Consider the following 24,669-nt stretch of genomic DNA (forward strand, 5'->3'; position numbering starts at 1 on the left):
GCGCTGCCCCTGCGGCATCCCGCCACGCGAATCCAACGTCTAATGTTGCCGTCGGCGCGGAACTGTTAATAATGCCCGCGAATTCGCGGCTGCTTCGCCGCGACACCGCCGGTAACCCAAGCCGGCGGAACGGTTCGGGAGGAAAGCACGTAAATGTCCGAGGCTCATGTCCACCGCGTCCAGCCGGCGTGGAAGAAGAACGCGTTGATCGACGACGACACCTATCTCAAATGGTATGCCGACAGCGTGAAAAATCCGGACAAGTTCTGGGGCAAGCACGGCAAGCGCATCGACTGGTTCAAGCCCTTCACTAAGGTCAAGAACACATCCTTCGACGGCAAGGTCTCGATCAAGTGGTTCGAGGACGGTGAAACCAACGTTTCCTACAACTGCATCGACCGCCACCTGAAGAAGCGCGGCGACCAGACCGCCATCATCTGGGAAGGCGACAACCCCTATGACGACCGCAAGGTCACCTATAACGAGCTCTACGCGCATGTCTGCCGCTTCGCCAACGTCCTGAAGAAGCATGGCGTCAAGAAGGGCGACCGCGTCACCATCTACATGCCGATGATCCCGGAAACGGCTTACGCGATGCTGGCCTGCTCGCGGCTGGGCGCCATCCATTCGGTCGTGTTCGGCGGCTTCTCGCCCGACGCGCTGGCCGGCCGCATCGACGACTGCAAGTCGACCATCGTCGTCACCGCCGACGAGGGCCTGCGCGGCGGCAAGCCGATCCCGCTCAAGGACAACACCGACAAGGCGATCGAGATCGCCGCCAAGGCCGGCACAAGGGTCGAGAAGGTCGTGGTCGTGCGCCGCACCGGCGGCAAGACCGGCTGGGTGCCGGGCCGCGACGTCTGGTATCACGAGGAGGCGGCGACCGTTAAGGCCGAGTGCAAGCCCGAGAAGATGAAGGCTGAAGACCCGCTGTTCATCCTCTACACCTCCGGCTCGACCGGCAAGCCGAAGGGCGTGCTGCACACCACGGCCGGCTACCTCGTCTATGCCTCGATGACGCACCAATATGTCTTCGACTACCATGACGGCGACATCTACTGGTGCACGGCCGATGTCGGCTGGGTCACCGGCCACAGCTACATCGTTTACGGACCCCTGGCCAACGGCGCCACGACGCTGATGTTCGAGGGCGTGCCGAACTACCCCTCGCAGTCGCGCTTCTGGGAAGTCATCGACAAGCACCAGGTCAACATCTTCTACACCGCGCCGACGGCGCTGCGTGCGCTGATGGGCGCCGGCGACGGCCATGTGAAGAAGACCTCGCGCAAGTCGCTGCGCGTGCTGGGCACGGTCGGCGAGCCGATCAACCCGGAAGCCTGGGAGTGGTATTACAACGTCGTCGGCAACGCCAAGGTGCCGATCGTCGACACCTGGTGGCAGACCGAGACCGGCGGCATCATGATCACGCCGCTGCCTGGCGCCACCGACCTCAAGGCCGGCTCCGCCACGCGGCCCTTCTTCGGCGTCAAGCCGCAGCTGGTCGACGGCGAGGGCAAGGTGCTGGAAGGCGCCACCGACGGCAATCTCTGCATCACCGATTCCTGGCCGGGCCAGATGCGCACCGTCTATGGCGACCACGACCGCTTCGTGCAGACCTATTTCTCGACCTACAAGGGCAAGTACTTCACCGGCGACGGCTGCCGCCGCGATGCCGACGGCTATTACTGGATCACCGGCCGCGTCGACGACGTCATCAACGTTTCCGGCCACCGCATGGGCACGGCCGAGGTGGAATCGGCGCTGGTCAGCCATGACAAGGTCTCGGAGGCCGCCGTCGTCGGCTACCCGCACGACATCAAGGGTCAGGGCATCTATTGCTATGTCACGCTGATGGCCGGCACCCAGTCGAGCGAGGACCTGCGCAAGGAGCTGGTCTCGCATGTCCGCAAGGAGATCGGCGCCATCGCCACGCCCGACAAGATCCAGTTCGCGCCGGGCCTGCCGAAAACCCGCTCGGGCAAGATCATGCGGCGCATCCTGCGCAAGATCGCCGAGGACGATTACGGCGCGCTCGGCGACACCTCGACGCTGGCCGATCCCGCCGTCGTCGACGACCTCGTCGCCAACCGCCAGAACAAGAAAGGCTGATGACCGGCGAACTCGGCACCGTCAGCCAGCTCTGGCGCTATCCGGCGAGCTCGCTCGCCGGTGAGCGGCTCGACGCCATCGCGGTCGGGCTGAAAACCGTGGACGGCGACCGCCTGTTCGGATTGGTCGATGCAGATGGCGAGATCGCGCGGCCCGACCGCGAGGCCAGATGGCACAAGGTGCCGCTGATCCGCACCCGGCTGAGCGAGGCCCCGATGAGCAAGGAATGGCGGCTCGAAGTGGCGGTGCCCGGCGGCGGCTGGCTGCCGGCGCCCGATCCTCAAAGCGACCGCGCGGTATCGGCCTTTCTCGGCTTCGAGGCCTCGATCCGGCCGTTCGGGGCGGAGAGCGCGGCGCCTTCCTATGCCGGCCCGCTGACCGAGGCCCGCTACGCCAAGGCGCCGATCCATCTGCTCACCACCGCCTCGCTGTCCAGGCTGAAGGCGTTGCATCCCGAAGGCACGCCCGACCCGCGCCGCTTCCGGCCCAACATCGTCGTCGAGATGGACCCGGTCGAGGGCGCCTTTCCGGAGACGGAATGGATCGGCAGGAAGCTCGCGGTCGGCGATTTGCTCCTCACCGTCTCAGAGCCCTGCCGCCGCTGCGGCTTCACCATCATCGCGCAGGACGGCTTCGACAACGATCCCGGCATCCTGCGCAATGTGGTGCGTCACAACGCCCATAATCTCGGCGTCTATTGCACCGTCGACCGCCCGGCGCGCGTCGCGGTCGGCGCCCCGATGCGTTTTGTCGACTGAGCGAACTGTATCGCAGTTCTTACCGGTACAAATCGGCTCGCGTCGGCGGCAGGCCGCTCGGGCCGCGGGCGCGTCTGGTGGCGACGGTCTGGAAAATCTGCGCCGAGCCGCGCTCGAAGGTGATCGAGCAGCCCGTCAGATAGAGCAGCCACAGCCGCGCCCTGGCCTCGCCAACCTCGGCGATCGCTTCGTCGAAGCGCGCCTGCAGGCGCTCCGCCCACAGCCGGCAGGTCCGCGCATAATGCTCGCGCAGGTTCTCGACGTCATAGGCGAGGAACCCGTGCGCCTCGAGATTGCCGAGCGTCATGCCGATCGTGTCGACCTCGCCGCCGGGAAAGATGTATTTGATCAGCGCCTTGTATTCCGCGCCCTTGCGCAGCGTTTTCCTGGTGCTGCCCTTGCCGCGCCGGGTGATGGCGTGGTGCAGGTAGATGCCGCCGGGCTTCAGCAGCCGGTGGACGGTCGAGAAATAGGCCGCGTGATTGGCAAGGCCCAGATGCTCGAACATGCCGATCGACGAGATCTTGTCGAAAGTGCCGGAGAGTTCGGCATAAGACTTTATCTCGATGGTGATGCGATCCTCCAGGCCTTCGGCGCGGATGCGCTCGCGGGCAAGGTCGGTCTGGGCTTGCGACAGCGAGACGCCGTGACCGACGACCCCGTAATTCTTCGCCGCATGGATAAGCATCGCGCCCCAGCCGCAGCCGATGTCGAGCAGCTTTTCGCCGGGCTTCAGCCTGAGCTTGCGGCAGATGTGGTCGAGCTTGTCGACTTGCGCCTGGTCGATGCCATTGGCGAAATCGTGAAAATAGCCGCAGCTGTAGATCATGCGCTCGTCGAGGAAGAGCCGGTAGAAATCATTCGAAATGTCGTAATGGTGCTGGATCGCCTCCTTGTTCGATCCGCTGACGAAAGGCTTGCGGCCGGAAAGATCGCTGCGCGCCGTCATCTGCTTGCGCGAAAACAACACCGCCGGCAGGTCGCGCAGGATTGCCAGCTTCGGTAGAGACCTGAGTTTGGTCTTAAGCTTGCCTTGTGAAGGCAGGGCATAGAAATCGAACAGCGTGCCGTCTTCGATATCTACGGTTTTGGAAATCCACATCTCGACCAGCGTTGAGAAGGTCGGCCGGCGGACCAGCTGCCAGACGATGTCCTGATCGTTGATGGCAAGCACCGGTCCGCCAGCGGGCCCGATCCGCTCGCCGGTCCACAGCCTGACGGCGAAGCCCGGCTTCAGCGTTTCGACGACCGTGCGTACGATCCGCGCGGCTTTGTCGGTGGCGTCCATTCCCACCTCCCGATGCGACGTGCCGCCCCCGAGCACCACTGTCGTCCACTTGTCCTATCGACCGCAATCTCGATTTGTTGCGCAAAAACATCGCGGCAGGAGGATTTCCCGCCCGAGCCATGGTCATTCCGTGGCGTAATCTTGTCTTTTGCCGCGACACACCCCATCATCTGGGTGTGTTCAACGAACTGAAAGGAGGTGATCCGATGTCGAGTGATTTCGTTTTCCATAACGTGAGCTCAGCGGATTGCACTTCCGGGAAGCACTCTTCCCGTTAAGGCGCGAGACGCGCGGCAGGTAGCCCGAAGGGGCTACCGCCAGGAGCCGCGCCATGGACGGAAACACGGAAGGCCGCCGGCTTCGTCAGAAGCGGCGGCCTTTTCCGTTTCGGCCGACAGCGGCCGAAAGACACCCGAGAGCGGGATTAATCGATCGTTTTGCTGGCTTTCGGTTGCGCATGATCTCGACGCCAGCAGAGAGCGCTCCCTCCTCGGCGCAATCGGACTGTCCCGAACCGGGTCAGCGGCCGAGATGCAACGGCAGCCTAGGCCAGCATCTGCGCGCTGACCGTCCTGTCGACGCCGTGATGCGGAGGATTGAAGCGATTGCCTTCCTGCTCGTAGGTCCAGACCTTGAACAGGATGAGCCGGTGCGGGCCGAAACTGTGCAGCAGCGGCACGTCGGTGGCGTCGCGGCCGCGCGCGATGACGATCCGGCCGATGCGTGGCTGGTTGTGGCGCGGATCGAAGCTGTACCATTTGCCATCGAGGAAAACCTCCATCCAGGCCGAGAAATCCATCGGCGCCGGATCGGCGGGCACGCCGATGTCGCCGAGATAGCCGTTCACGTAGCGCGCCGGGATGTTCATTGAGCGGCAGAGCGTGATCGCCAGATGCGCGAAGTCGCGGCAGACGCCGACCCGCTCCTCATGCGCCTGGGCCGCCGTGCGGGTGGCGCGCGCATAGCCATAGCCGAAGGAAAGCCGGCTGTTGACATAGTCGACGATAGCCTGGACGCGCGCCCAGCCGGGCGGCAAATGGCCGAAACGCTGCCAGGCGACGCCACTGAGGTGATCGGTCTCGCAGTAACGGCTGCCGAGCAGGTAGACCAGCACGTCGTCGGGCAGCTCCGCGACCGGCGTTTCCCGCGCCAGCGTGTTGACCGCGTCGGCCTCGCCGCTGTCCTCGATCGCCGCATCGTAGAGAATGCGGAAGTTGCCTGCGGGCGCCGTGAATCGGCGGCAGATATTGCCGTGACGGTCGCGATAGGTCCGGGTCGGCACCGAAGGCGAGGTCAGGACCCGCGTCTGTCGCTTGATGTCGGCATGCCGGTCGGGATGGATGTCGAGCAGCGAGATGATCGGTGTCGCCGCCGCGCATTCGATTGCGATTTCATAGCCGAGCCGTATCAGCATCGCATGCCCCCCTAGGTGATTTTGAAAAGACAGCCTGTTCAACGCAACGAACCGGAGGTTGTTCCCGCGAGGAATCGAAATGGTGGAGCATCTTGCCTTCTCAGGCGGTGCCGGCCGGTCTAAACTGGGTTTGCGTTTCGCCCTCCCCGAAAACGATTCTCCAGGAAACCCGATGTTTGCAGGCTCAAAGTTCGCCGCCTTCCTATTTGACATGGACGGCACGCTGCTCAACTCGATCGCCGCGGCGGAACGGGTGTGGACGAAATGGGCGGAGCGCCACGGCCTCGACGTCGCCACCTTCCTGCCCACGATCCACGGCAAGCGGGCGATCGAGACGATCGGCGGATTGATGCTTCCGGGCGTCGACGCGGTTGCGGAAGCTGGCGCGCTGCTCAAGGCCGAGGCCGACGATCTCGAAGGCATCGTCCCGATCCCCGGCGCCGTCGCCTTCCTGAAATCGCTGCCGCCGGAGCGCTGGGCGATCGTCACCTCCGCGCCGCGCGAACTGGCGCTGCTGCGCATCGCGGCTGCCGGTATTCCCATACCCGCCATGATGGTGACCGCCGAAGATGTGACCCACGGCAAGCCGGCGCCGGATTGTTTTCTCCTGGCCGCCAAACGCCTGGGCGTCGAAGCGCGCGACTGCCTGGTCTTCGAGGATGCGCCGGCGGGGATCGCGGCGGGCGAGGCTTCCGGCGCCTCTGTGATGGTGATCAGCGCCACCCATGTCCATCCGCTGCGGACGCCGCACGACAGCATTGCCAGCTACGACGAAATCGCCATTGCCGTGGACGATAGTGGCTTGATCAGCCTCGAGCCGCAGCGCGACGCCGCATAGGCCCGCTTTAGAAGTCGGTGGCGAGGCCCTTGACCTCCCAGTCGCCGTAGCGCCCAGGTTCCTTGCCGCCGCGGCCGCCGATTTCCTTCGGCGCCGCAGCTTCCGCCTCGCGATAGAGCTTGCGCCTGGCCTCGGCTTCGGCCAAAGCGCGCTGCGCTTCGGGCGTCAGAGCTTTCCGCGGCTTGTCAACCGCGTCGGCAGCTTCGGTTTTGCTTGGCTCTTCGGTCATGCGATACGTCCTTGCCGATTGAAACAGAGACCGGCGTCTCCCATCATATAGCCATGACGCCAGAAGGATCGACCCCTATTCGCCACCAAGTCAGACGGATGAACCGATGAACACGCTTCGCACCGCCATGCTTCTTGCCGCGATGACGGCGCTGTTCATGGGCGTCGGCTATCTGATCGGCGGCTCGGGCGGCATGGTCATCGCGCTGCTGATCGCCGCCGGCACCAATCTGTTCAGCTACTGGAACGCCGACAAGATGGTGCTGTCGATGAACCGCGCCGTCGAGGTCGACGAGAAGAACGCGCCGGAATATTACGCGATCGTCCAGGGCCTGGCGAAGCGGGCCGGCCTGCCGATGCCGAAGACCTATCTGATCGACAACCCGCAGCCCAACGCCTTCGCCACCGGCCGCAACCCCGAGAATGCCGCAGTGGCCGCGTCCACGGGCCTGCTTGAGCGGTTGAACCACGAAGAGGTCGCGGCGGTGATGGCGCATGAGCTTGCCCATGTGCAGCATCGCGACACGCTGACCATGACGATCGTGGCGACGCTTGCCGGCGCCATCTCGATGCTCGGCAATTTCGCCTTTTTCTTTGGCGGCAACCGCGACAACAACAACCCGTTCGGCTTTGTCGGCGTGCTGGTGGCCATGCTGGTGGCGCCCTTCGCCGCCATGATCGTGCAGATGGCGGTGAGCCGCACCCGCGAATACGAAGCCGACCGGCGCGGCGCCGAGATCTGCGGCAATCCGCTGTGGCTGGCCTCGGCGCTCAACAAGATCGCGCGCGGCGCCGAACAGATTCCCAACGAGGATGCCGAGCGCAACCCGGCGATGGCGCATCTTTTCATCATCAACCCTCTGCATGGCGAGCGCATGGACAGTCTGTTCTCGACCCATCCGAACACCGAGAACCGCATTGCCGCGCTGCAGGAGATGGCGCGCGCGATGGGCGGCACCCCGCAAGCCGGCCGGCGCCAGGCTTCGCCGCCACCCATCCAGCCCGAGGAGCCGTCGGCCGGGCCGTGGGGCAAGCGGACGGAACCCGCGCCACCCGCCGAACCGCAGCAGCCGAAACCCAATCCCTGGGGCCGCAACCCGACCGGACCGCGCCGGTCGAAGGGTCCATGGTCGTGACGCCGCCGAGGCGCGGACATTCAGGCAATCCGCAACACAAAACTGATGACGAGAACGTCGCCGGCCTTGCCGCGCGCAAGGCGGCGGCGCGCCTGCTGGCCGCCGTGATTGATGCGCGCACGCCGCTGGATGGGTTGACCGACAACGAGCACGGCCATCCGCAATACAAGGCGCTGGACGGCCGCGACCGCGCACTGGTGCGCGCCATCTTGGTGACCGCGCTGCGCCATCGCATGACCATCGCCGGGCTGCTGTCCAGGCGTCTGGAAAAGCCGCTGCCGCCCAACGCCACCGCGCTCTCGCATATCCTCAATGTCGCCGCCGCGCAGATCCTGTTCCTCGATGTTCCGGACAGCGCCGCCGTCGATCTCGCAGTCACCCACGCCAAATCCGATCCGCGCACCACGCGCTTCTCCGGCCTGGTCAACGGCGTGCTGCGTTCGCTGGCGCGCGCCAAGCCCGACGAGCTTGCCCCGGCGCTTGCCGCGACCAGCGAGGCGCCGCAATGGTTTTCGCAGCGGCTGACCGCCGCTTACGGAGCCGACAAGGCGCGCGCCATCCTTGCCGCGCATCGCCACGAGGCGCCGGTCGATTTCACGGTCAAGGCCGATCCGACGCTTTGGGCCGAGCGGCTGGGCGGCATCGTGCTGCCGACCGGCACGGTTCGCGTCGAAAAACTTTCCGCCAATGTCACCGATCTGCCCGGCTTCGCCGACGGCGCCTGGTGGGTGCAGGATACAGCCGCTAGCCTGCCGGCGCGCCTGTTCGGCGACATCCGTGGACAGCGCGTCGCCGATCTGTGCGCGGCACCCGGCGGCAAGACGGCGCAGCTCATCCTGGCCGGCGCCGGCGTGACCGCAGTCGACACCTCGAAGAACCGGCTGGCGCGGCTCAAGCAGAATCTCGACCGTCTCGGCCTGACGGCCGAGCTCGTCCAGACCGACCTTCTGGATTACCGGCCGGCGCAATCGTTCGACGCCGTGCTGCTCGACGCGCCGTGCTCCTCGACAGGAACCGTGCGCCGTCACCCCGATGTGCCGTGGACCAAGACCATGACCGATGTCGAAAAGCTCGCCGCGCTCCAGCGCAAACTTCTCGCTCACGCCGTTACGCTCGTCAGGCCCGGCGGCCGCATCGTCTTTTCCAACTGTTCGCTCGACCCGATCGAGGGCGAGGAACTCTATCGCGACTTCCTTGCCACAACCCCCGGGGTGATCGACGACCCGATCCGGCCCGGCGAGTTTGCCGACGTCGATCAATTCCTGACGCCGGAGGGCACGCTGCGCACGACGCCCGCCGACATGGTGCTGGAATCACCGGGAATTTCCGGCCTCGATGGGTTCTTCGCCGCGCGGATGAGACGTACCTTTTGAAGCGTTGTCTCATAAAACGCGCTGACTTTTTTAGGGACGGCACGGGCAAAGCGGCGTGAAGCGGTTCACTTAGGCGAATTCCGCCTTCGCATAAGTTCTTGAATCGCATAAGCTTGTGCTTGGGTTATGGGGAAATCAGGAGGGCTATTGGCACTTGTTGCCGGCAGCACGACACGTCTCTGGACGCTTGTCGCGAAGGAGTTCTGGCGCAAGACGCGCCGGCGTTTGCGCGCCGGCCCGATCTATCGCTGGCGCTATTCCGGCCGCACGCCCGAACGCGTCCTGATCGCGCCGCCGGATCTGCGGCTCGCCGATCCGCAGATCGCGCTGGAGATCTATTACGGCCGCTACCCGCTCTCCGGCCATCTGGTCGAGACCGGCGGCAGGTCGCCCTTTCAGCTCGACGTGCCCAATCGCGGCTGGCAGAAATCGCTGCACGGCTTCCGCTGGCTGCGCCACATGCGCGCCACCGGCACCGAGCTCGCCGCCGCCAATGCGAGAGCCCTGGTCACCGACTGGATCGCCATGCACGGCAACCAGATTTCCGGCGTCGCCTGGGAGCCGGGAACGACGGCCAAGCGGGTGATCGCCTGGCTGCAGCATTCCTCTGTGGTGCTGCAGGGCGCCGAATTCCCCTTCTATCGCGCCTTCCTCAAATCGCTTGCCGTGCAGATCCGCTATTTGCGCTCGATGGCGCGCGAGATGCCGGACGGCGAGGGCAGGCTGCGTGCCCGCATCGCGCTCGCCTTCGCCGCCTTGTCCCTGCCGGCGCCGGCCTCGGCGCTGCGTTCCGCGACGCGCAACCTGGCCGAGGAGTTGGAGCATCAGATCCTGCCCGACGGCGGCCACATCTCGCGCAAGCCGATGGCGGTGCTGGAACTGCTCGCCGACCTTCTGCCGCTGCGCCAGACCTATGCCAACCAGGCCGAGGCGCCGCCGTCGGCCTTGATCGGCGCCATCGATCGCATGTTGCCGGCGCTGCGTTTCTTCCGCCACCAGGACGGCAGCCTGGCCCGCTTCAACGGCATGGGCGCAACCATCCATGACCGCATCGCCACCATCATGCGCCACGACGACACGGTGGGAGCGCCGCTGCTGCACGCGCCGCATTCCGGCTATGAGCGCCTGTCGATGGGCGGCGTGACGGTGATCGCCGACACCGGGCTGCCGCCGCCGGTCGACGTATCGAACGCGGCGCACGCCGGCTGCCTTGCTTTCGAGCTCTCCTCCGGACGCCAGCACTTCATCGTCAATGCCGGCATCGACACTTATGGCGCCCCGGAATTCCGGCCGCTGGCGCGCGCAACCGCCGCGCATTCGACCGCAACCGTCAACGACACCTCCTCGGCGCGCTTCAGCCACTCGCTGCGTGTCAGCGACCTGTTGGGCTCGCCGCTGATCGGCGGCCCGCAGCACGTGCCCTGCAAGCGCCTCGACCAGAAGGGCATGCACGGCTTCGTCGCCCGCCATGACGGCTACGCCGCCCAGTTCGGCTTCCTGCATGAGCGTGAGCTGAAGCTCGGCACGAACGGCAACGTGCTTGCCGGCCGCGACCGTTTCCTGCGCCCCGGCAATGCCGCGATCCGCAATAATGGCCGCGACTTCGTCACGGTGCGCTTCCACGTCCACCCCGACATCACCGTGCTGCAGGACGACCACGACCGCTTCACGCTGGCCGCCGCGCAAGGCGACAGCTGGGTTTTCACCTGCGCCGAAGTGGTGCCGGAGGTCGAGGAATCGATCTATTTCGCCGGCCTGAGTGGCCCGCGCCGCAGCCGGCAGATCGTGCTTGCCTTCAAGGCCTCGGAAATTGCCGAGGTGCACTGGCAGCTGACGCGGACGCACATCGCCGGTTATCCCGAAAACAACTGAGCTACCGCTTTTCAGCCCGAAATCCCGAAGGCGTCATAGGTGGCGAGCGACGGCGGCCCAGCGAAAGCAAAGCGGATCTTCTCGACCATCGCCGAGGCCTGGCCGCTTCGCTCGTAGCGTTCCGCGTCCTCGGCGGAGTTCCAAACGGTGATGGCCATGAAGGCATCCCGCGCGTGGTGTTGCTGCAGCAGCACGGCGCTGATGTTGCCTCGGGCGGCGCGGATAGCCGGGATCGCTTCCGCCTCGTAGATAGCGCACAATTCCTCAACTCGTTCCGGCAACGCCTTGAACTGACCGACACGCACGAATGCCATGGCTGTTTCCTCCAATGATGAACGATCCTAATGCCGCAAACGACGGAACGCCTTTCGGCAAACTTCACTTTTTCGGGAAGCTGGCGCGCACCTGCAAAGGACGCGGCGCTTGATTTCCGGGGCTCATATGCTAGGGCCGGCCAACGTCCCCTTCCAACACTCTGAAAGGCCGCCCGCCATGGCCGTGCCCACAAAAAACATCCCGGCGCCCGATCTCGTTCCGGTACGCCGCGCACTGCTTTCCGTTTTCGACAAGACCGGCCTGATCGATTTCGCCAAGGCGCTCGCCGCCGCCGGCGTCGAGCTGGTTTCGACCGGCGGCACGGCAAAAGCCATCGCCGAGGCCGGCCTGGCGGTGCGCGATGTTTCCGAGCTGACCGGCTTTCCCGAGATCATGGATGGACGGGTCAAGACCTTGCATCCGTCGGTGCATGGCGCCCTGCTCGGTATCCGCGACGATGCCGAGCATGCCAAAGCCATGCGCGACCATCACATCGAGCCGATCGACCTCCTCGTCTCCAACCTCTATCCGTTCGAGGAGGTCCGCCGCTCCGGCGCCGGCTATGCCTCGATCGTCGAGAATATCGATATCGGCGGCCCGGCGATGATCCGCGCCTCGGCCAAGAACCACGCCTACGTCGCCATCGTCACCGATCCGGCCGACTATGCTTCCGTCGTCAACGCGTTGGAGATGAATCTCGGCTCGCTGTCGCTGGATTTCCGCAAGAAGCTGGCGGCCAAGGCCTTTGCCCGCACCGCGACCTATGACGCGGCGATTTCCGGCTGGTTCGCCGAGGCGCTCGAGATCGAGCATCCGACGTGGCGCGCTTTCGGCGGCCGCCTCGACCAGGTGATGCGCTATGGCGAGAACCCGCACCAGGGCGCCGGCTTCTACCTGTCGGGCGACAAGCGGCCGGGTGTCGCCACCGCCCGGCAGCTGCAGGGCAAGCAGCTCTCCTACAACAACATCAATGACACCGACGCCGCCTTCGAACTGGTCGGCGAATTCGATCCGGCCCGCTCGGCGGCGATCGCCATCATCAAGCACGCCAACCCCTGCGGTGTGGCCGAAGGTTCCTCGCTGAAGGCGGCCTACGCCAAGGCGCTCGCCTGCGATCCGGTCTCGGCCTTCGGCGGCATCGTCGCCATGAACCGCACCCTCGACGCTCAGGCGGCGGAGGAGATCGTGAAAACCTTCACCGAGGTCATCATCGCGCCCGACGCAACCGATGACGCGGCCGCGATCGTCGCGGCAAAGAAGAATTTGCGACTGCTGGTCACCGGTGGCCTGCCCGATCCGCGCGCGGCAGGCACGACGGTGAGGTCGGTAGCCGGCGGCCTGCTCGTGCAGGGTCGCGACAACGCCGTGGTCGACGACCTCGAGCTGAAGGTGGTGACCAAGCGCCCGCCGACGCCGGCCGAACTAGCGGACCTGAAATTCGCCTTCCGCGTCGCCAAGCATGTCAAGTCGAACGCCATCGTCTATGTGAAGGACGGCGCGACGGTTGGCATCGGCGCCGGCCAGATGAGCCGAGTCGATTCCTCGCGCATCGCCGCCCGCAAGGCGCTCGATGCGGCCGAAGCCGCCGGCCTCGCCGAACCGCTGACCAAGGGCTCGGTGGTCGCCTCGGACGCCTTCTTCCCCTTCGCCGACGGCCTGCTGTCGGCGATCGAAGCCGGGGCCACGGCGGTGATCCAGCCCGGCGGCTCGATGCGCGACGACGACGTGATCGCCGCCGCCGACGAGCACGGCATCGCCATGGTGTTCACTGGGACAAGGCATTTCCGGCATTAGCACTGTTCCCCTTCTCCCCTTGTGGGAGAAGGTGGATCGGCGCGTCAGCGCCGAGACGGATGAGGGGTGTTCCAGCGGAGTGAGACGCTGGCGTTCCCTGGAGCACCCCTCATCCGTCGCCTTCGGCGACACCTTCTCCCACAAGGGGAGAAGGAGAAGGCTCTACGCCTTCGGCTTGTCCGCCGGATAGGGCGTCCCCACCAGGATCGCCATGCCGATGCCGAGGAACAGGATGATCGCCGCCATGCCGAGCCGCGGCGAATCGCTGATCGTGGTGATGGTCGCCACCATGAACGGCGCCAGGAAGCTGGTCGCTCGTCCCGCCAACGCATAGATGCCGAAATAGCGGCCGGATTCCGCCGCCGTGACGCTGCGCGCCATGTAGGATCGCGACGACGCCTGCACCGGGCCGAAGGCCAGCCCGATCAGCAAGCCATAGAGGATGTAGGCCTTCTCTGCCGCCGTGCCGAACAGCCCGCCGGAATCGGCGGTCGACAGCGGGATCAGGCCAAGCAGCGTGAAGCCAGGTCCGGTCGAGACGACGCCGATGGTGGCGACCGACAGCATCACCAGCGCAATCATCACCACATGCTTCGAGCCGAAGGCCGTGTCCAGTCGCGCCGCGATCCAGCAGCCGAAGATGGCGACGATGTTGAGGATGATGCCGAACAGGCCGATCTCGGTGATCGACCAATGGAACATGCCGGCCGCGAAGGTGCCGCCGAGCGCCAGCAGCGCGTTGACCCCGTCCTGGTAGATCATGCGGGCAAGCAGGAAGCGCAGGATGCCGCTGCGGGTGCGCACCTCGGCGAGCGTCGACTTCAGTTCCGACAGGCCCTCGCGGACCGCCGGGCCGATCGGGATGCCCCTGGTGGCGTCCGGCGTGAAGAAGAACATCGGCAGGATGAACAGGAAATACCAGCCGGCCGACATCGGCCCGGTGAAGCGCGCATCCTCACCCAGCTTTGGGTCCAGCCCGAACAGCGGGTCGAGCCCGATGAGCGTCTTGCCGGTTTCCAGATTGCCGGCCAGGAACAGCACCACGAAGATCAGCGCGATCATGCCGCCGAGATAGCCGAGCCCCCAGGCCATGTTGGAGATCTTGCCGATCTCTTCCTTCGGCACCAGCCGCGGCATCATGGAATCGTTGAACACGGTGGAGAATTCCGCCGCCACCGAAGCCAGTGAGAACAACAGCACGACCAGGAACAGGTTCGAGCCGGGCGCGGCGAACCAAAGCAGGCTGAGGCTGACGATCTTGATCGTGGCGAAGAAGGCAATCCACGGCTTGCGCGGCCCGGTCTGGTCGGCGATCGAGCCGAGCACCGGCGACAGCACCGCGATGACCAGGCCGGCGGCCGCGATGCCGTAACCCCAGGCGGCCTGTCCGGCGGTCGGGTCGCTCGCCATGCGCGAGACGAAATAGGGGCCGAAGATGAAGGTGGTGACGACGGTGAAGAAAGGCTGTGCCGCCCAGTCGAAGAACATCCAGCCCCAGATGCCGCGCCCCGATGCCCGCTGCACTGTCTCTACTGCCGCCATGCTGATTCCCTCGGCCCGTCCGCGTCGGGCGCCATGTCTGCATGTTTTGAGGCAGCGATGCAAATGAACAAGCGCGGCGCGGCCATTGCTTTCCTAGCCCCACGAAGTGGGGAGAGGTGGCTCGGCGAAGCCGAGACGGAGAGGGGAATGCGGCGACTGAAGCAGGGGATTGTTGGCGGGAGGGTCTCGCCCAACGAAGGCCCCTCTCCGCCTCGCTACGCTCGGCACCTCTCCCCACTTCGTGGGGCGAGGAACTTTACATCCCCGTCAGATCGCTCATCAGGCCGGATGCCACCGAAAGCCGCGACACGGTGATGTCGCCGCCCTCGGTCAGCGCCTGCAGCCGCTCGCGGATGCGTGCAACGCGCTCGCCGCCGGCCTCCAGCCATGCCGCGACCGGATCCGCCGCTGTTCCATGAGCTGTCAGCGCCGCCACCGCGATGCCGCGACGCGCCACGCCGATCGTATCGGTCGCGCGCGACAGCGCCAGCTGGTCGTAATAGTCGGGCGGCATGATCGACCGAGCCGCCTCCTCGACGCGCGGGATGCGGAAGGCGTCGCTGACGGCGAAGAAGGCCTTGGCCGCGCCGACGATGTCGGCATTGGCCGTTCGCGCGGTGAGCGCAACGTCCGGGATCAGCTCCGACACCTCGGCCAGAGCGAGCTTCTCGGCGAGCTTTTCCGGCGCGCCGCCCTTGAACAGGCCATGCCGTCGCTCCTCGATGCGCTCGCGCGAGAAGGCCGGCAGCAGCGACGCCAGCTTCGGCTCGAGCGCCTTGCGGGCCTCCTGCAATTCGGCGATGCGCTGTCCCAGCGGCACGGAACCGGCTTCGTTCTTCAGGTACCAGCCGCTGGTCACGAAGATGAGCCGGCTAACCGACTGGTAGAGATCGAGTTGGACCTGGCCGTCGATCTGATTGTCGAGCGCATCGATCTCCTTGTAGAGCGCGGGCAGCGCAAACCCATCGCGGACCATGGCGAAGGTGCGCATGACATCGGCCGCGGTGCGCCCCGTCGCTTCCTGCAGCCGGTTGACGAAGGACGGGCCGCCGCGATTGACGAGATCGTTGACGAGCACCCGCGTGATGATCTCGCGCCGCAGCCGGTGGTCGCGGATCTCGCCGGCGAATTTCTTCGCCATGCGTTCCGGGAAATAGCCCATCAGGTCGCGGTCGAAATGCTGGTCGTCCGGCACGTCGCTGGCGACGATATCGGAGAACAGGACGATCTTGGCATAGGCAAGCAGCACGCCGAGCTCGGCCCGGGTCAGCGGCTCGCCGCGCGCCTCGCGTTCGGCAAGGGCTGCCGGCGAAGGCAGCGTCTCGACGGCACGGTCGAGCAGGCCGCGCGATTCAAGCGCCGTCATGAAGCGCGCCTGGTGCGCGATGTCGGCCAGCCCCCGCTTGCGTGCCAGGGAAAGCGCAAGCGTCTGCTGGTAGTTGTTGGCGAGCACCAGCGCGCCCACCTCGTCAGTCATCTCGGCGAGCAGCTTGTTGCGCGCCGGTCTCGCCAGCGAGCCTTTGCGCATGGCGGACGCCAGCGCGATCTTGATGTTGACCTCGACGTCGGAGCAGTTGACGCCGCCCGAATTGTCGATGGCGTCGGAATTGCAGCGTCCGCCATTCAGGCCGAACTCGATGCGCGCCCGCTGCGTGACGCCGAGATTGGCGCCCTCACCGATCACTTTCGCCCGGACATCGAGCGCGGTGACGCGGATGGCATCATTGGCGCGATCGCCGACATCGGCATTGGTCTCCCCCGAGGCCCGCACATAGGTGCCGATGCCGCCGAACCACAAAAGGTCGACCGGCGCCTTGAGGATGGCGTTCATGATCTCGACCGGTGTCGCCGTGGCCTTGGACAAGCCGATCGCGGCCGCCGCCGCCTGCGGCAGCGTGATCGATTTCTGGTTGCGCGAGACGATGACGCCGCCTTCCGACAGCTTCGACTTGTCGTAGTCCTGCCAGGAGGAGCGCGGCAGCGCGAACATGCGCACCCGCTCGGCCATCGACGCCGCCATGTCGGGATCGGGATCGATGAAGATGTCGCGGTGGTCGAAGGCGGCGATCAACCTGGTCTGCGGCGAGAGCAGCATGCCGTTGCCGAAAACGTCTCCCGACATGTCGCCGACGCCGACCACGGTGAAGGGCGAGGTCTGGATGTCGCGGTTGATCTCGCGGAAATGCCGCTTCACCGCTTCCCAGGCGCCCTTGGCGGTGATGCCCATCTTCTTGTGGTCGTAGCCGGCCGAGCCGCCGCTGGCGAAGGCGTCGTCCAGCCAGAAATTGTGTTTTTCGGAAATCGCGTTGGCGGTGTCGGAGAAGGTCGCCGTTCCCTTGTCGGCGGCGACGACGAAATACGGGTCGTCCTGGTCGCGCCGCACCACGCCGGCCGGTGGGATGACGCCGTCGACGCCGATATTGTCGGTGATCGACAGCAGGCTGGAGACGAAGTTCTTGTAGGCAGAGGTGCCGGCTTCGAAGATCGCGTCGCGGCTGCCGCCGGCCGGCAGGCGTTTCGGGAAGAAGCCGCCCTTGGCGCCGACCGGCACGATGACCGCGTTCTTGACCTGCTGCGCCTTGACCAGGCCGAGCACCTCGGTGCGGTAGTCCTGTGCGCGGTCCGACCAGCGCAGACCGCCGCGCGCCACCGGACCGAAGCGCAGATGCACGCCCTCGACCTCGGAGCCATAGACGAAGATCTCGCGCCATGGCCGCGGCGCCGGCAGTCCTTCGACCGCCTGCGAGTCGAGCTTGATCGCCAGCGACTGCCCCTTCTCCTTCGTATCGGCTACGAAATGATTGGTGCGCAGCGAAGCTTCGATGAGGTTGAGATAGCGGCGGATAATGGTGTCGTCGTCGATATTGGGCACCTCCTCCAGCGCGTCCTTGATCTTGGCCTTGAGGTGCTTGGCGGCGACCACGCCGTCGCCTTCCGCCGCTGGCCCGAGACGGGCGACGAACAGCGCATGCAGGCCGCGCGCGATCTCCGGATAGCGGTTGAGCGCGGCGGCGATGAAATCCTGGCTCTGCGGGATGCCGGCCTGCTGCAGGTAGCGGCCGTAGGCGCGCAGGATTGTGATCTCGCCCGACCACAAGCCGGCGGTCTGCGCCAGGCCGTTATAACCGTCATTGTCGACCTCGCCGCGCCAGACCGAGAGGAACGCGTCCTCGAACAGCGCGCCGCCATCGGTAAGATCTATTCGCGCGCCGTAGCTGTTCTCCAGTTCCATGTCGTGGACGAAGACCGCGCCGGCGGGATCGCCGCCGACCTCGAAGGTGCGCTCGCTGATGACGCGGAAACCGATGTTTTCCAGCACCGGCACGCGCCGCGACAGCGCCACCGGGCTGCCGAAATGATAGATTTTCAGCGCCGCCTGCTGCGGTTTCTGGTCGGCATGGCGGTAATAATCGATGGCGATCGGATTTCCGGCGCTGATGTTGGCCATACGCCCTGCATCGGCCAGCGCCACGGCGGCCGAGAAAGAGTCGCGGTAGCTTTCGGGGAAACGCGCCGCGATCGCCTTCAGCGCCGGATCACTGCCTGCGGCTTCCGCGGCTTCGGAGAGCGCGTCCTCCCAGGTGCGCACGATGTCGCGAATCGCCGCCTCGAGTGTCGCCTGCTCGATCTTCGGCGTCTTGCCGCCGGAACGGCCGATGATGAAGTGAATGCGCGCCAGCCCGCCTTCGGGGAAGGCGGGGTAATAGGCCGACAGCCGGCCTTCGAACACGGTTTTCAGGTAGGTGCCGATCTTCTCGCGCACGACGCTGTCATAGCGGTCGCGCGGCACGAAAACGATGATCGAGACGAAACGGTCGAACTGGTCGACGCGCACCAGCGCCCGCACCCGTGGCCGTTCGATCAGGCCGAGGATGGCGACGGCGTGTTTGCGCAGGATGGGAATGGGAACCTGGAACAGCTCGTCGCGCGGATAGCTCTCCAGGATGTTGATGAGAGCCTTGCCTGAGTGATCGTGCGGATCGAAGCCGGATTTCGAGATGACGGTCTCGGCCTTCGAGCGCAGATAGGGGATCTTCATCACCGAGCGCGTGTAGGCGGTGGAGGTGAACAGGCCGACGATGCGCAGCTCGCCCGCGAGCGCGCCTTTCGCCGTGTAGGTCTTGATGCCGATGTAATCGAGATAGATGCGGCGATGCACCGACGACTTGGCGTTGGCCTTGGTGACGATCAGCGGCTCCGGTCCGTGCAGGAAGGCGCGGATCTCCGGCGTGGTCGTCACCGCTTCGGTCCCGCGCCTGAGCACCAGCACGTCCGGATCGGACAAGATGCCGAGGCCGGGCTTGTCGGCACGCTCCAGCGAGCCGCTTTCCTCGCCGCCGACATATTTGAACTCGCGCATGCCGAGGAAGGTGAAATTGTCGTCGCGCAGCCATTCGAGGAAGGCGATCGCCTCGGCGACGCTCTTCTTGTCGAGCGGCACGGCCGAATAGCGGAATTCGGAAATCGCCTGGTCGAGGCGGGCGAGCATGCGCTTCCAGTCGACGACCGCGGCGCGCACCTGGGAAAGCATCTTGCCCAGCCGTTCGGTAAGGCTCTTGGCCTGCTCGGCATTCAACCTTGGAATGTGGACATGGACGACGCTCAGCCGGTCGTGCCCGTCGTCCTCCTTGCCGCTGTCGCTCAGGACCTCAACGACGCCGCTCTTGTCGTGGCGCACGGTGACGATCGGATGCGTAACCAGCGTCGGCTCGCCGGAAGTCTCCGTGATCTCGCCCAGGATCGAATCGAACAGGAACGGCATGTTGTCGTTGACGACGGTGATGACCGTGACCGGCCGCCCGTCGCAGGCAACGCCTGAATCGGCCTCGACGGCAACGACGCTTTCGCCTTTCTTGTGCTTGGCAACGGCGCGGCTGGCGAGCTCGCCGGCTCGCTCGAGGGCGGCCGCGTCATAGGCCGCGATGTCCTCGGCTGGCGCCCGCGCCAGAAGATAGTCGGCAAGCCTTGCGGGTTTCCCCTCCGCCTTCGCGGCGGCGACAGCTTTCTTCTTTGGCTTGGATTTCACGCTGGCCATGACGCTTATTCCCTCCCGTGGCATGCTTTTGTGACTATGGTAGCCAGATGAGCGCTGTTTGGCGACAAAGGTTTGACGACGCTTTAAAAAATTCCAACCGACGCCGTCGCCCCGCGAGGAGAACCATCATGACCGGCAAAATAACCGCGCTCGACCTTGTCCAGGCCGAGCTCAGCGAGGCGACCAAGGCCTATTTCGCCAAATGCGAGGAGAAGCTCGGCCTCGTGCCCAATGTGCTTCTCGCCTACGCCTTCGACGAGAAAAAGCTGCGCGCCTTCACCGACATGTACAACGATTTGATGCTGGGCGAATCCGGCCTGTCGAAGCTGGAGCGCGAAATGATCGCCGTGGTCGTCTCCTCGATCAACCACTGCTACTATTGCCTGACCGCGCATGGCGCGGCGGTGCGCCAGCTGTCGGGCGAGCCGGCGCTCGGCGAGATGATGGTGATGAATTTTCGCGCCGCCGGTCTGTCGGACCGCCAGCGCGCCATGCTCGAATTCGCGGTCAAGCTGACGGAAGAGCCGGCCAAGATCGTGGAAGCCGACCGCGCAGCCTTGCGGCAGGCCGGTTTCTCCGACCGCGACATCTGGGACATCGCCTCTACCGCCGCTTTCTTCAACATGTCGAACCGCGTGGCCGCGGCCGTCGACATGCGGCCGAACGCCGAATACCACGCCATGGCAAGGTAGCGGTCACGATTATATTAGCGGGTTCGAATTTTTCGTTGCCGACCCCGCCTTTTGGTCCGATGATCAAGGACTGCGGCACAGCCGCATATCGCAAGCGGCGCGGCCGCATGCCGGTTCGACGCCGCCGACAAGGGAGGAGAACATGGCGAAATTTCTCTATGTCTATCATGGCTCCGGCAAGATGCCGACCGACGAAGCCGAACGGAAAGCGGCGATGGATGCCTGGACGGGCTGGTACGGCAAGCTCGGCTCGGCCGTGGTCGACGGCGGCAATCCCGTGGGCATGTCGAAGACGGTGCTGCCCAGCGGCAAGGTCGAGAACAATGGCGGCAGCAATCCGACGGCCGGTTACACCGTCGTCGAGGCCAGGGACATCGACGATGCCGTCGCCAAGGCCAAGGAGTGCCCGATCCTGATGGACCCGGCCTTCAGCGTCGAGATCGCGCCGATCATCGAAATGATGTAGCGCCAAGAGCCGCGCAACGCCGCGCGAGACCGGATTTCCAGCGAGACCCGGTATCGTCTTTACTGCCGCTCTGTTCGACATGTCGAACCGGGCGGCCGCCGCAATCGGCATGCGGCCAAGCCGCCCACGCCGTGGCACGATGAGGCCACACCGTCTCCACCATCGGTCCTGCAACTCCAAGTCGTTGACAGGTTGACGCTTGTGGCTAGTCTTGCAGGAAACAAAATTTCCAATGGGTGAACGTCGTTCCTGAAAACCAGCTTCATGGGAGCCGTCATGCTGGACCGGATTACCAAGCCCAAGCTTTTCCTCTGCACCCTGACCCTGATGGTTGGACTTGCCGCCCCACCCGCCCAGGCCTTCGAGGCGGCGTCCACCTACCAGCCCATTTTCGAGACGGCGGCCGACCAGACGGTAACGCTGACCGGACATGATCTCACCATTGACCAGGTCATCGCCATCACGCGCAACGGCGCCAAGGTCGAGCTCAGCCCGGAAGCCCTGCAACGTTCGGCCGATGCTTATGGTCTGCTGCTCGAAGGTGCGGCTGAAGGCGTCACGATCTACTGGTTCAACCGCGGCGCCGGCGACCAGCGCGAAACCGTGATCTTTTCCGGCGATCCGACCTCGCCAGAAAACACGAAACTTCTCAAGGACCAGCAGCTCGCCCGCTTCAAGGGCGGCGTCAACCGCGGCTACGGGCCGGAGCTGCAGGAAGAAGCGCTGGTGCGCGCCATTATGGCGATCCGTGCCAACACCATGTCCTACGAGGCGGCCAGCCCGCAGCTGACCCATATGCTCGTCGACATGCTGAACAAGCGCGTCACGCCGGTCGTGCAATCGCGCGGCACGCTCGGCGAGGGCGATTTGGCGACGCTCGGCAATATCGGCGCGGCCATGGTCGGCGAAGGCGAGGCCTATCTCAAAGGCGTCCGCATGCCGGCCGCGCAGGCGCTCGAACAGGCCGGGCTGAAGCCGCTCGAACCCTTCGCCGCCGACCAGGCGGCGCTGATCAGCACCAACGCCTATGCGCAGGCGCAAGCCGTGCTGTTGCTGGAGGACGCGAGAAAACTGCTGGAATGGACCGACCTCAGCTACGCCATGGGACTGAACGGCATGAACTCGAGCGTGACGCCGATCTCCGCGCCGGTTCAGTCGATGCGGCCCTATCCGTGGCTGACTTGGGACGCCGCCCGCGTCATGGACATGATCAAGGGCAGCTACCTCTTCGACGACGATCCGGCCCGCATCATCCAGGATCCCGAAAGCATGCGCGCTTCGAGCCAGCGCCAGGGTTCGGCATGGCAGGCCTGGGGAGACCTGCGCGATTCCGTGCTGCTCTCGATCAATTCCTCGGATCACAATCCGGCGATCCTGCCCGGCCTGACGCCGCAGAGCTCGCCGGAACTGAGCACCCCGCAATTCATGAAATATTACATCAAGGGCGGTCCGCTGAGTAACGGCAAGTCCGGCTATATCTTCTCCAACGCCAATTGGGATCCCTACCCGATGGCCAATCAGGTCGAGGCCCTCACCAACGCCTTGACCAATCTCGGCGTGGCGGTGGCGCAGCGCATCGAGCGCTTCCGCAACCCCTTCTTCACCGTGGTCAAGCCGGCCGACGTGCTGAAGCCGGACGAGCGCAAGGACATACCGAGCTTCGACGGCTACCTGCCGACCGATCTGTGGCAGGAACTGGCCGAACTGGGCTCACCGGTGATGCCGAACGGCCAGGCTATCGTCGCCACGGTCGAGGACCTGGAAGCGCAGACCCGCATCAAGACCCAGCGCGCCCGCGACGCGGTCGACGTGTCGTTCCACCTCGTGGCGCAGGATCTGCTGACGGCAAGTTACTGGATGGAAATCCGCAAGGCCCAGAACCCGGAACGGAAGTTCGGCGAAGCGCCGACAGCCGCGCTTGCGGCGCTGCGCCAGGTGATCCCCTGGCATCAAGCGGCGTCGGAACGGCAGAAGCGGCCGCTCGGCATGGTCGCCTACGACTTCATGCAGGAGAACCCGGCCGCGAAATTCTATTCCGGTGGACCGCAGCCGCCAACGGCGCCGGCCCGACCGGTCGCCGCAGTATTGCCCAAGTAGGAGTTGTCAACGCGCCGCGATTGCCGCGGCGGCGCCCGCCATCGTCGTGGCGCTGACGCGGTTGGCGATCTTCATGGCGCGCTTGCTCTTCAAGAGCCGGCGCGCCTGCGAAGCGGCCAGCACCCAAGTGAGATCAATGACCACCAGCACGATCGCCATGGTGACCGTCAGTTCGGCCCAGCCGACCACGCTCACCGAGGCAAGATCGATGATGGTCGGCAGCAGCGCCAGATAGAACATCATGATCTTCGGATTGCCCAATGTCACCGCCATGCCGGCAAAGAACAGTTTCAGGGGCGAATCCTCGCGCGGCATCTCGCCTTCCTTTGCCTCGACCGGCGCCGTCCACATCTTGAACGCAAGATATGCGAGATAGGCCACGCCCACCCACTTCACCACGACGAAAGCGTAGTGGAAGGTCTGCGCCACGACGGCGAGCCCGAACACCGCCAGCGACAGCCAGATGCCTTCGCCGATCCACATCGCCAGCAGGAACGGGAAGACATCGCGGAACCCCTTCGAAATGACGCGCGCCACAAGTGCGGCGATCGACGGGCCGGGCGAGCCGGCGGCGACGAACAAGGCAGCGGCAAAGATCAGCAGCGAGGCGAGATGCATGGGGCGCTTCCTGTGGGATAGAGACAAATCATACCCGATCGGGATGGATTTGGCACGCCCGGCAAGGGGCTCGCGTTGAGGATGGAGACAATAGCTGCCAACGCCGACAGTTGCTGCTCTTGCCGTTCCCCTCAACCTTAGCTAGAAGACCCGCCCGTCATCCATTTTCGAGCTTCACTTTGCCTCAGTAACCGCCGGTCTCGCCAACTCCTCTGAATGCACCGCAGGCGCAGCCATTGGCGCGGCCTGCTCCATTTTCACGTGTTCTTCAGGCGGCGGTTCGAGACCGGTTTGGCATTGCTGAGCCCAGCGCGCAATCCGCGCCGACGCCTGACTTCCGGATGACACAGTCTTTCGCCACGCCGTGCCCATGAAGGGCATCTCGGACATTGCCGGCTGACGGACTTCCCGACGGGAAGGGCCTACCGGCATGTCTGCCACCTTGTCTGTTCGCTGGACGATCGCGCCCGCAATCGCGCCTCGGCCTCTCATCAACTGCAATCGCTGCGGTGGCTTCAGACCGTACCAATGCAGCGAAAAATTCCGCGTCAACGCCAACGGCAAGCGTATCGACGTGTGGCTGATCTATCGCTGCGCGGGCTGCGACAACTCCTGGAACCGCACCATTCTCGAGCGTTGCAACCGCCGCGACATCGAGCCGTCCCTCCTCGCCGCGCTCGAAAGCAACGACCCGGTGCTTGTCCGCCGCTTTGCCTTCGATACCACGGCGCTCAGGAATCGGATCGGACGGATCGAGGAATTTCCCGACGCTACGGTCCGAAAGGAACTGCTGGACGGCAGGCCCGAATGCGCGGTCGCGCTTTCGCTCGAGCTTCGCCTCGATGCCGCGACGTCCTTGCGGCTCGACCGCCTGCTTGCCGGCGAACTGGGCATCTCGCGTTCGAAGCTGCAGGCCTGGGAAGAACGGCGATTGCTCATGGTCGATCCAGACGGCGCCAGAGCCTGGCGCAAGCCGGTGCGCGACCGCGCGACGATCCGCATCGACCTTTCCGGGGAGGCGGACCGCGACGCGATTGTCGGTGCCGCATGCGGCTGAAATGAAAAGGGAGGGAGCATTGCTCCCTCCCTCAATG

General features: G+C 65.2%; 18 protein-coding genes. 11 read left to right on the top strand and 7 right to left on the bottom strand.

Annotation, left to right across the window (positions count from 1 at the left end):
- The first annotated feature begins 153 nt into the window (after nt 1-153).
- On the top strand, nt 154-2,109 hold the full coding sequence (gene acs / locus KVT37_RS14525) for an acetate--CoA ligase (protein WP_217574047.1): 1,956 nt from the start codon (nt 154-156) through the stop codon (nt 2,107-2,109).
- A complete protein-coding gene (locus tag KVT37_RS14530; RefSeq protein ID WP_217574049.1) occupies nt 2,109-2,867 on the top strand; it encodes an MOSC domain-containing protein in 759 nt (252 codons plus the stop codon). The genes acs and KVT37_RS14530 overlap by 1 nt, the downstream gene beginning before the upstream one ends.
- 19 nt (nt 2,868-2,886) lie before the next feature.
- Here KVT37_RS14530 and KVT37_RS14535 read toward each other — a convergent pair whose 3' ends face one another.
- Together KVT37_RS14535 and KVT37_RS14540 are read right to left on the bottom strand one after the other, a co-directional pair.
- A complete protein-coding gene (locus KVT37_RS14535) occupies nt 2,887-4,155 on the bottom strand; it encodes a cyclopropane-fatty-acyl-phospholipid synthase family protein (protein ID WP_217574051.1) in 1,269 nt (422 codons plus the stop codon).
- Between the two features lie 544 nt (nt 4,156-4,699).
- Entirely contained in the window at nt 4,700-5,569 is an 870-nt protein-coding gene (locus KVT37_RS14540) for a transglutaminase family protein (protein WP_217574053.1), read from the bottom strand.
- A gap of 172 nt (nt 5,570-5,741) precedes the next feature.
- On the opposite strand from KVT37_RS14540, the gene KVT37_RS14545 reads away from it, so the two are divergent.
- The gene (locus tag KVT37_RS14545) at nt 5,742-6,407 is read left to right on the top strand and encodes an HAD-IA family hydrolase (RefSeq protein WP_217574055.1); all 666 of its coding nucleotides are present in this window, start codon (nt 5,742-5,744) and stop codon (nt 6,405-6,407) included.
- 7 nt (nt 6,408-6,414) lie between these two features.
- Here KVT37_RS14545 and KVT37_RS14550 read toward each other — a convergent pair whose 3' ends face one another.
- Complete coding sequence (locus KVT37_RS14550; RefSeq protein ID WP_217574057.1) at nt 6,415-6,636, bottom strand: DUF1674 domain-containing protein; 222 nt, start codon at nt 6,634-6,636, stop codon at nt 6,415-6,417.
- A 106-nt stretch (nt 6,637-6,742) separates the two neighbouring features.
- Between KVT37_RS14550 and htpX the strand changes: the two genes are divergently transcribed.
- From htpX to KVT37_RS14565, 3 genes are all read left to right on the top strand, one after another.
- The gene (htpX, locus tag KVT37_RS14555; protein WP_217574059.1) at nt 6,743-7,771 is read left to right on the top strand and encodes a zinc metalloprotease HtpX; all 1,029 of its coding nucleotides are present in this window, start codon (nt 6,743-6,745) and stop codon (nt 7,769-7,771) included.
- A complete protein-coding gene (locus KVT37_RS14560; RefSeq protein WP_217574061.1) occupies nt 7,762-9,144 on the top strand; it encodes an RsmB/NOP family class I SAM-dependent RNA methyltransferase in 1,383 nt (460 codons plus the stop codon). Before htpX ends, KVT37_RS14560 begins: the two co-directional genes overlap by 10 nt.
- Before the next feature lie 147 nt (nt 9,145-9,291).
- Nucleotides 9,292-11,016, top strand: a complete 1,725-nt coding sequence (locus KVT37_RS14565; RefSeq protein ID WP_254634026.1) for a heparinase II/III family protein — start codon at nt 9,292-9,294, stop codon at nt 11,014-11,016.
- 11 nt (nt 11,017-11,027) lie between these two features.
- Here the strand turns inward: KVT37_RS14565 and KVT37_RS14570 are convergent, their stop codons facing one another.
- The gene (locus KVT37_RS14570) at nt 11,028-11,330 is read right to left on the bottom strand and encodes a putative quinol monooxygenase (RefSeq protein ID WP_217574065.1); all 303 of its coding nucleotides are present in this window, start codon (nt 11,328-11,330) and stop codon (nt 11,028-11,030) included.
- Between the two features lie 178 nt (nt 11,331-11,508).
- Between KVT37_RS14570 and purH the strand changes: the two genes are divergently transcribed.
- Nucleotides 11,509-13,125: a bifunctional phosphoribosylaminoimidazolecarboxamide formyltransferase/IMP cyclohydrolase gene (purH, locus tag KVT37_RS14575; protein ID WP_217574067.1), complete on the top strand. Its 1,617-nt coding sequence runs from the start codon at nt 11,509-11,511 to the stop codon at nt 13,123-13,125.
- Nucleotides 13,126-13,287: 162 nt separating this feature from the next.
- Here the strand turns inward: purH and KVT37_RS14580 are convergent, their stop codons facing one another.
- Nucleotides 13,288-14,667, bottom strand: coding sequence for an MFS transporter (locus KVT37_RS14580; RefSeq protein ID WP_217574069.1), 1,380 nt, complete (start codon nt 14,665-14,667; stop codon nt 13,288-13,290).
- Nucleotides 14,668-14,923: 256 nt separating this feature from the next.
- Nucleotides 14,924-19,702, bottom strand: coding sequence for an NAD-glutamate dehydrogenase (locus tag KVT37_RS14585; RefSeq protein WP_217574071.1), 4,779 nt, complete (start codon nt 19,700-19,702; stop codon nt 14,924-14,926).
- A gap of 128 nt (nt 19,703-19,830) precedes the next feature.
- On the opposite strand from KVT37_RS14585, the gene KVT37_RS14590 reads away from it, so the two are divergent.
- The 3 genes from KVT37_RS14590 to KVT37_RS14600 all read left to right on the top strand — a co-directional run bounded on the left by KVT37_RS14590 (nt 19,831) and on the right by KVT37_RS14600 (nt 22,957).
- Nucleotides 19,831-20,394 carry a peroxidase-related enzyme gene (locus tag KVT37_RS14590; protein ID WP_217574072.1) on the top strand — a complete coding sequence of 188 codons (564 nt, stop codon included), beginning with the start codon at nt 19,831-19,833 and terminating at the stop codon, nt 20,392-20,394.
- Between the two features lie 142 nt (nt 20,395-20,536).
- Nucleotides 20,537-20,860 (top strand): YciI family protein, encoded by a 324-nt coding sequence (locus KVT37_RS14595; RefSeq protein ID WP_217574074.1) that lies wholly within the window; start codon nt 20,537-20,539, stop codon nt 20,858-20,860.
- Between the two features lie 276 nt (nt 20,861-21,136).
- Entirely contained in the window at nt 21,137-22,957 is a 1,821-nt protein-coding gene (locus KVT37_RS14600; RefSeq protein ID WP_217574077.1) for an aromatic amino acid ammonia-lyase, read from the top strand.
- Nucleotides 22,958-22,963: 6 nt separating this feature from the next.
- Here KVT37_RS14600 and KVT37_RS14605 read toward each other — a convergent pair whose 3' ends face one another.
- Nucleotides 22,964-23,575, bottom strand: a complete 612-nt coding sequence (locus KVT37_RS14605; protein ID WP_217574079.1) for a LysE family translocator — start codon at nt 23,573-23,575, stop codon at nt 22,964-22,966.
- 430 nt (nt 23,576-24,005) lie between these two features.
- Here KVT37_RS14605 and KVT37_RS14610 point away from each other — a divergent pair, with 430 nt between their 5' ends.
- Nucleotides 24,006-24,632 carry a DUF1062 domain-containing protein gene (locus KVT37_RS14610; protein ID WP_217574081.1) on the top strand — a complete coding sequence of 209 codons (627 nt, stop codon included), beginning with the start codon at nt 24,006-24,008 and terminating at the stop codon, nt 24,630-24,632.
- Nucleotides 24,633-24,669: the final 37 nt, after the last annotated feature.

Source organism: Mesorhizobium sp. GbtcB19, from assembly GCF_019091085.1.
In the GTDB taxonomy this organism is placed as follows: Bacteria; Pseudomonadota; Alphaproteobacteria; order Rhizobiales; family Rhizobiaceae; genus Mesorhizobium.

What these genes read in the sequence shown, in the direction of transcription:
- acs (WP_217574047.1), top strand. Translation starts at nt 154, where the DNA reads ATGTCCGAGGCTCATGTCCACCGCGTCCAGCCGGCGTGGAAGAAGAAC.
- KVT37_RS14530 (WP_217574049.1), top strand. Translation starts at nt 2,109, where the DNA reads ATGACCGGCGAACTCGGCACCGTCAGCCAGCTCTGGCGCTATCCGGCG.
- KVT37_RS14535 (WP_217574051.1), bottom strand. Translation starts at nt 4,155, where the DNA reads ATGGACGCCACCGACAAAGCCGCGCGGATCGTACGCACGGTCGTCGAA.
- KVT37_RS14540 (WP_217574053.1), bottom strand. Translation starts at nt 5,569, where the DNA reads ATGCTGATACGGCTCGGCTATGAAATCGCAATCGAATGCGCGGCGGCG.
- KVT37_RS14545 (WP_217574055.1), top strand. Translation starts at nt 5,742, where the DNA reads ATGTTTGCAGGCTCAAAGTTCGCCGCCTTCCTATTTGACATGGACGGC.
- KVT37_RS14550 (WP_217574057.1), bottom strand. Translation starts at nt 6,636, where the DNA reads ATGACCGAAGAGCCAAGCAAAACCGAAGCTGCCGACGCGGTTGACAAG.
- htpX (WP_217574059.1), top strand. Translation starts at nt 6,743, where the DNA reads ATGAACACGCTTCGCACCGCCATGCTTCTTGCCGCGATGACGGCGCTG.
- KVT37_RS14560 (WP_217574061.1), top strand. Translation starts at nt 7,762, where the DNA reads ATGGTCGTGACGCCGCCGAGGCGCGGACATTCAGGCAATCCGCAACAC.
- KVT37_RS14570 (WP_217574065.1), bottom strand. Translation starts at nt 11,330, where the DNA reads ATGGCATTCGTGCGTGTCGGTCAGTTCAAGGCGTTGCCGGAACGAGTT.
- purH (WP_217574067.1), top strand. Translation starts at nt 11,509, where the DNA reads ATGGCCGTGCCCACAAAAAACATCCCGGCGCCCGATCTCGTTCCGGTA.
- KVT37_RS14580 (WP_217574069.1), bottom strand. Translation starts at nt 14,667, where the DNA reads ATGGCGGCAGTAGAGACAGTGCAGCGGGCATCGGGGCGCGGCATCTGG.
- KVT37_RS14585 (WP_217574071.1), bottom strand. Translation starts at nt 19,702, where the DNA reads ATGGCCAGCGTGAAATCCAAGCCAAAGAAGAAAGCTGTCGCCGCCGCG.
- KVT37_RS14590 (WP_217574072.1), top strand. Translation starts at nt 19,831, where the DNA reads ATGACCGGCAAAATAACCGCGCTCGACCTTGTCCAGGCCGAGCTCAGC.
- KVT37_RS14595 (WP_217574074.1), top strand. Translation starts at nt 20,537, where the DNA reads ATGGCGAAATTTCTCTATGTCTATCATGGCTCCGGCAAGATGCCGACC.
- KVT37_RS14600 (WP_217574077.1), top strand. Translation starts at nt 21,137, where the DNA reads ATGCTGGACCGGATTACCAAGCCCAAGCTTTTCCTCTGCACCCTGACC.
- KVT37_RS14605 (WP_217574079.1), bottom strand. Translation starts at nt 23,575, where the DNA reads ATGCATCTCGCCTCGCTGCTGATCTTTGCCGCTGCCTTGTTCGTCGCC.
- KVT37_RS14610 (WP_217574081.1), top strand. Translation starts at nt 24,006, where the DNA reads ATGTCTGCCACCTTGTCTGTTCGCTGGACGATCGCGCCCGCAATCGCG.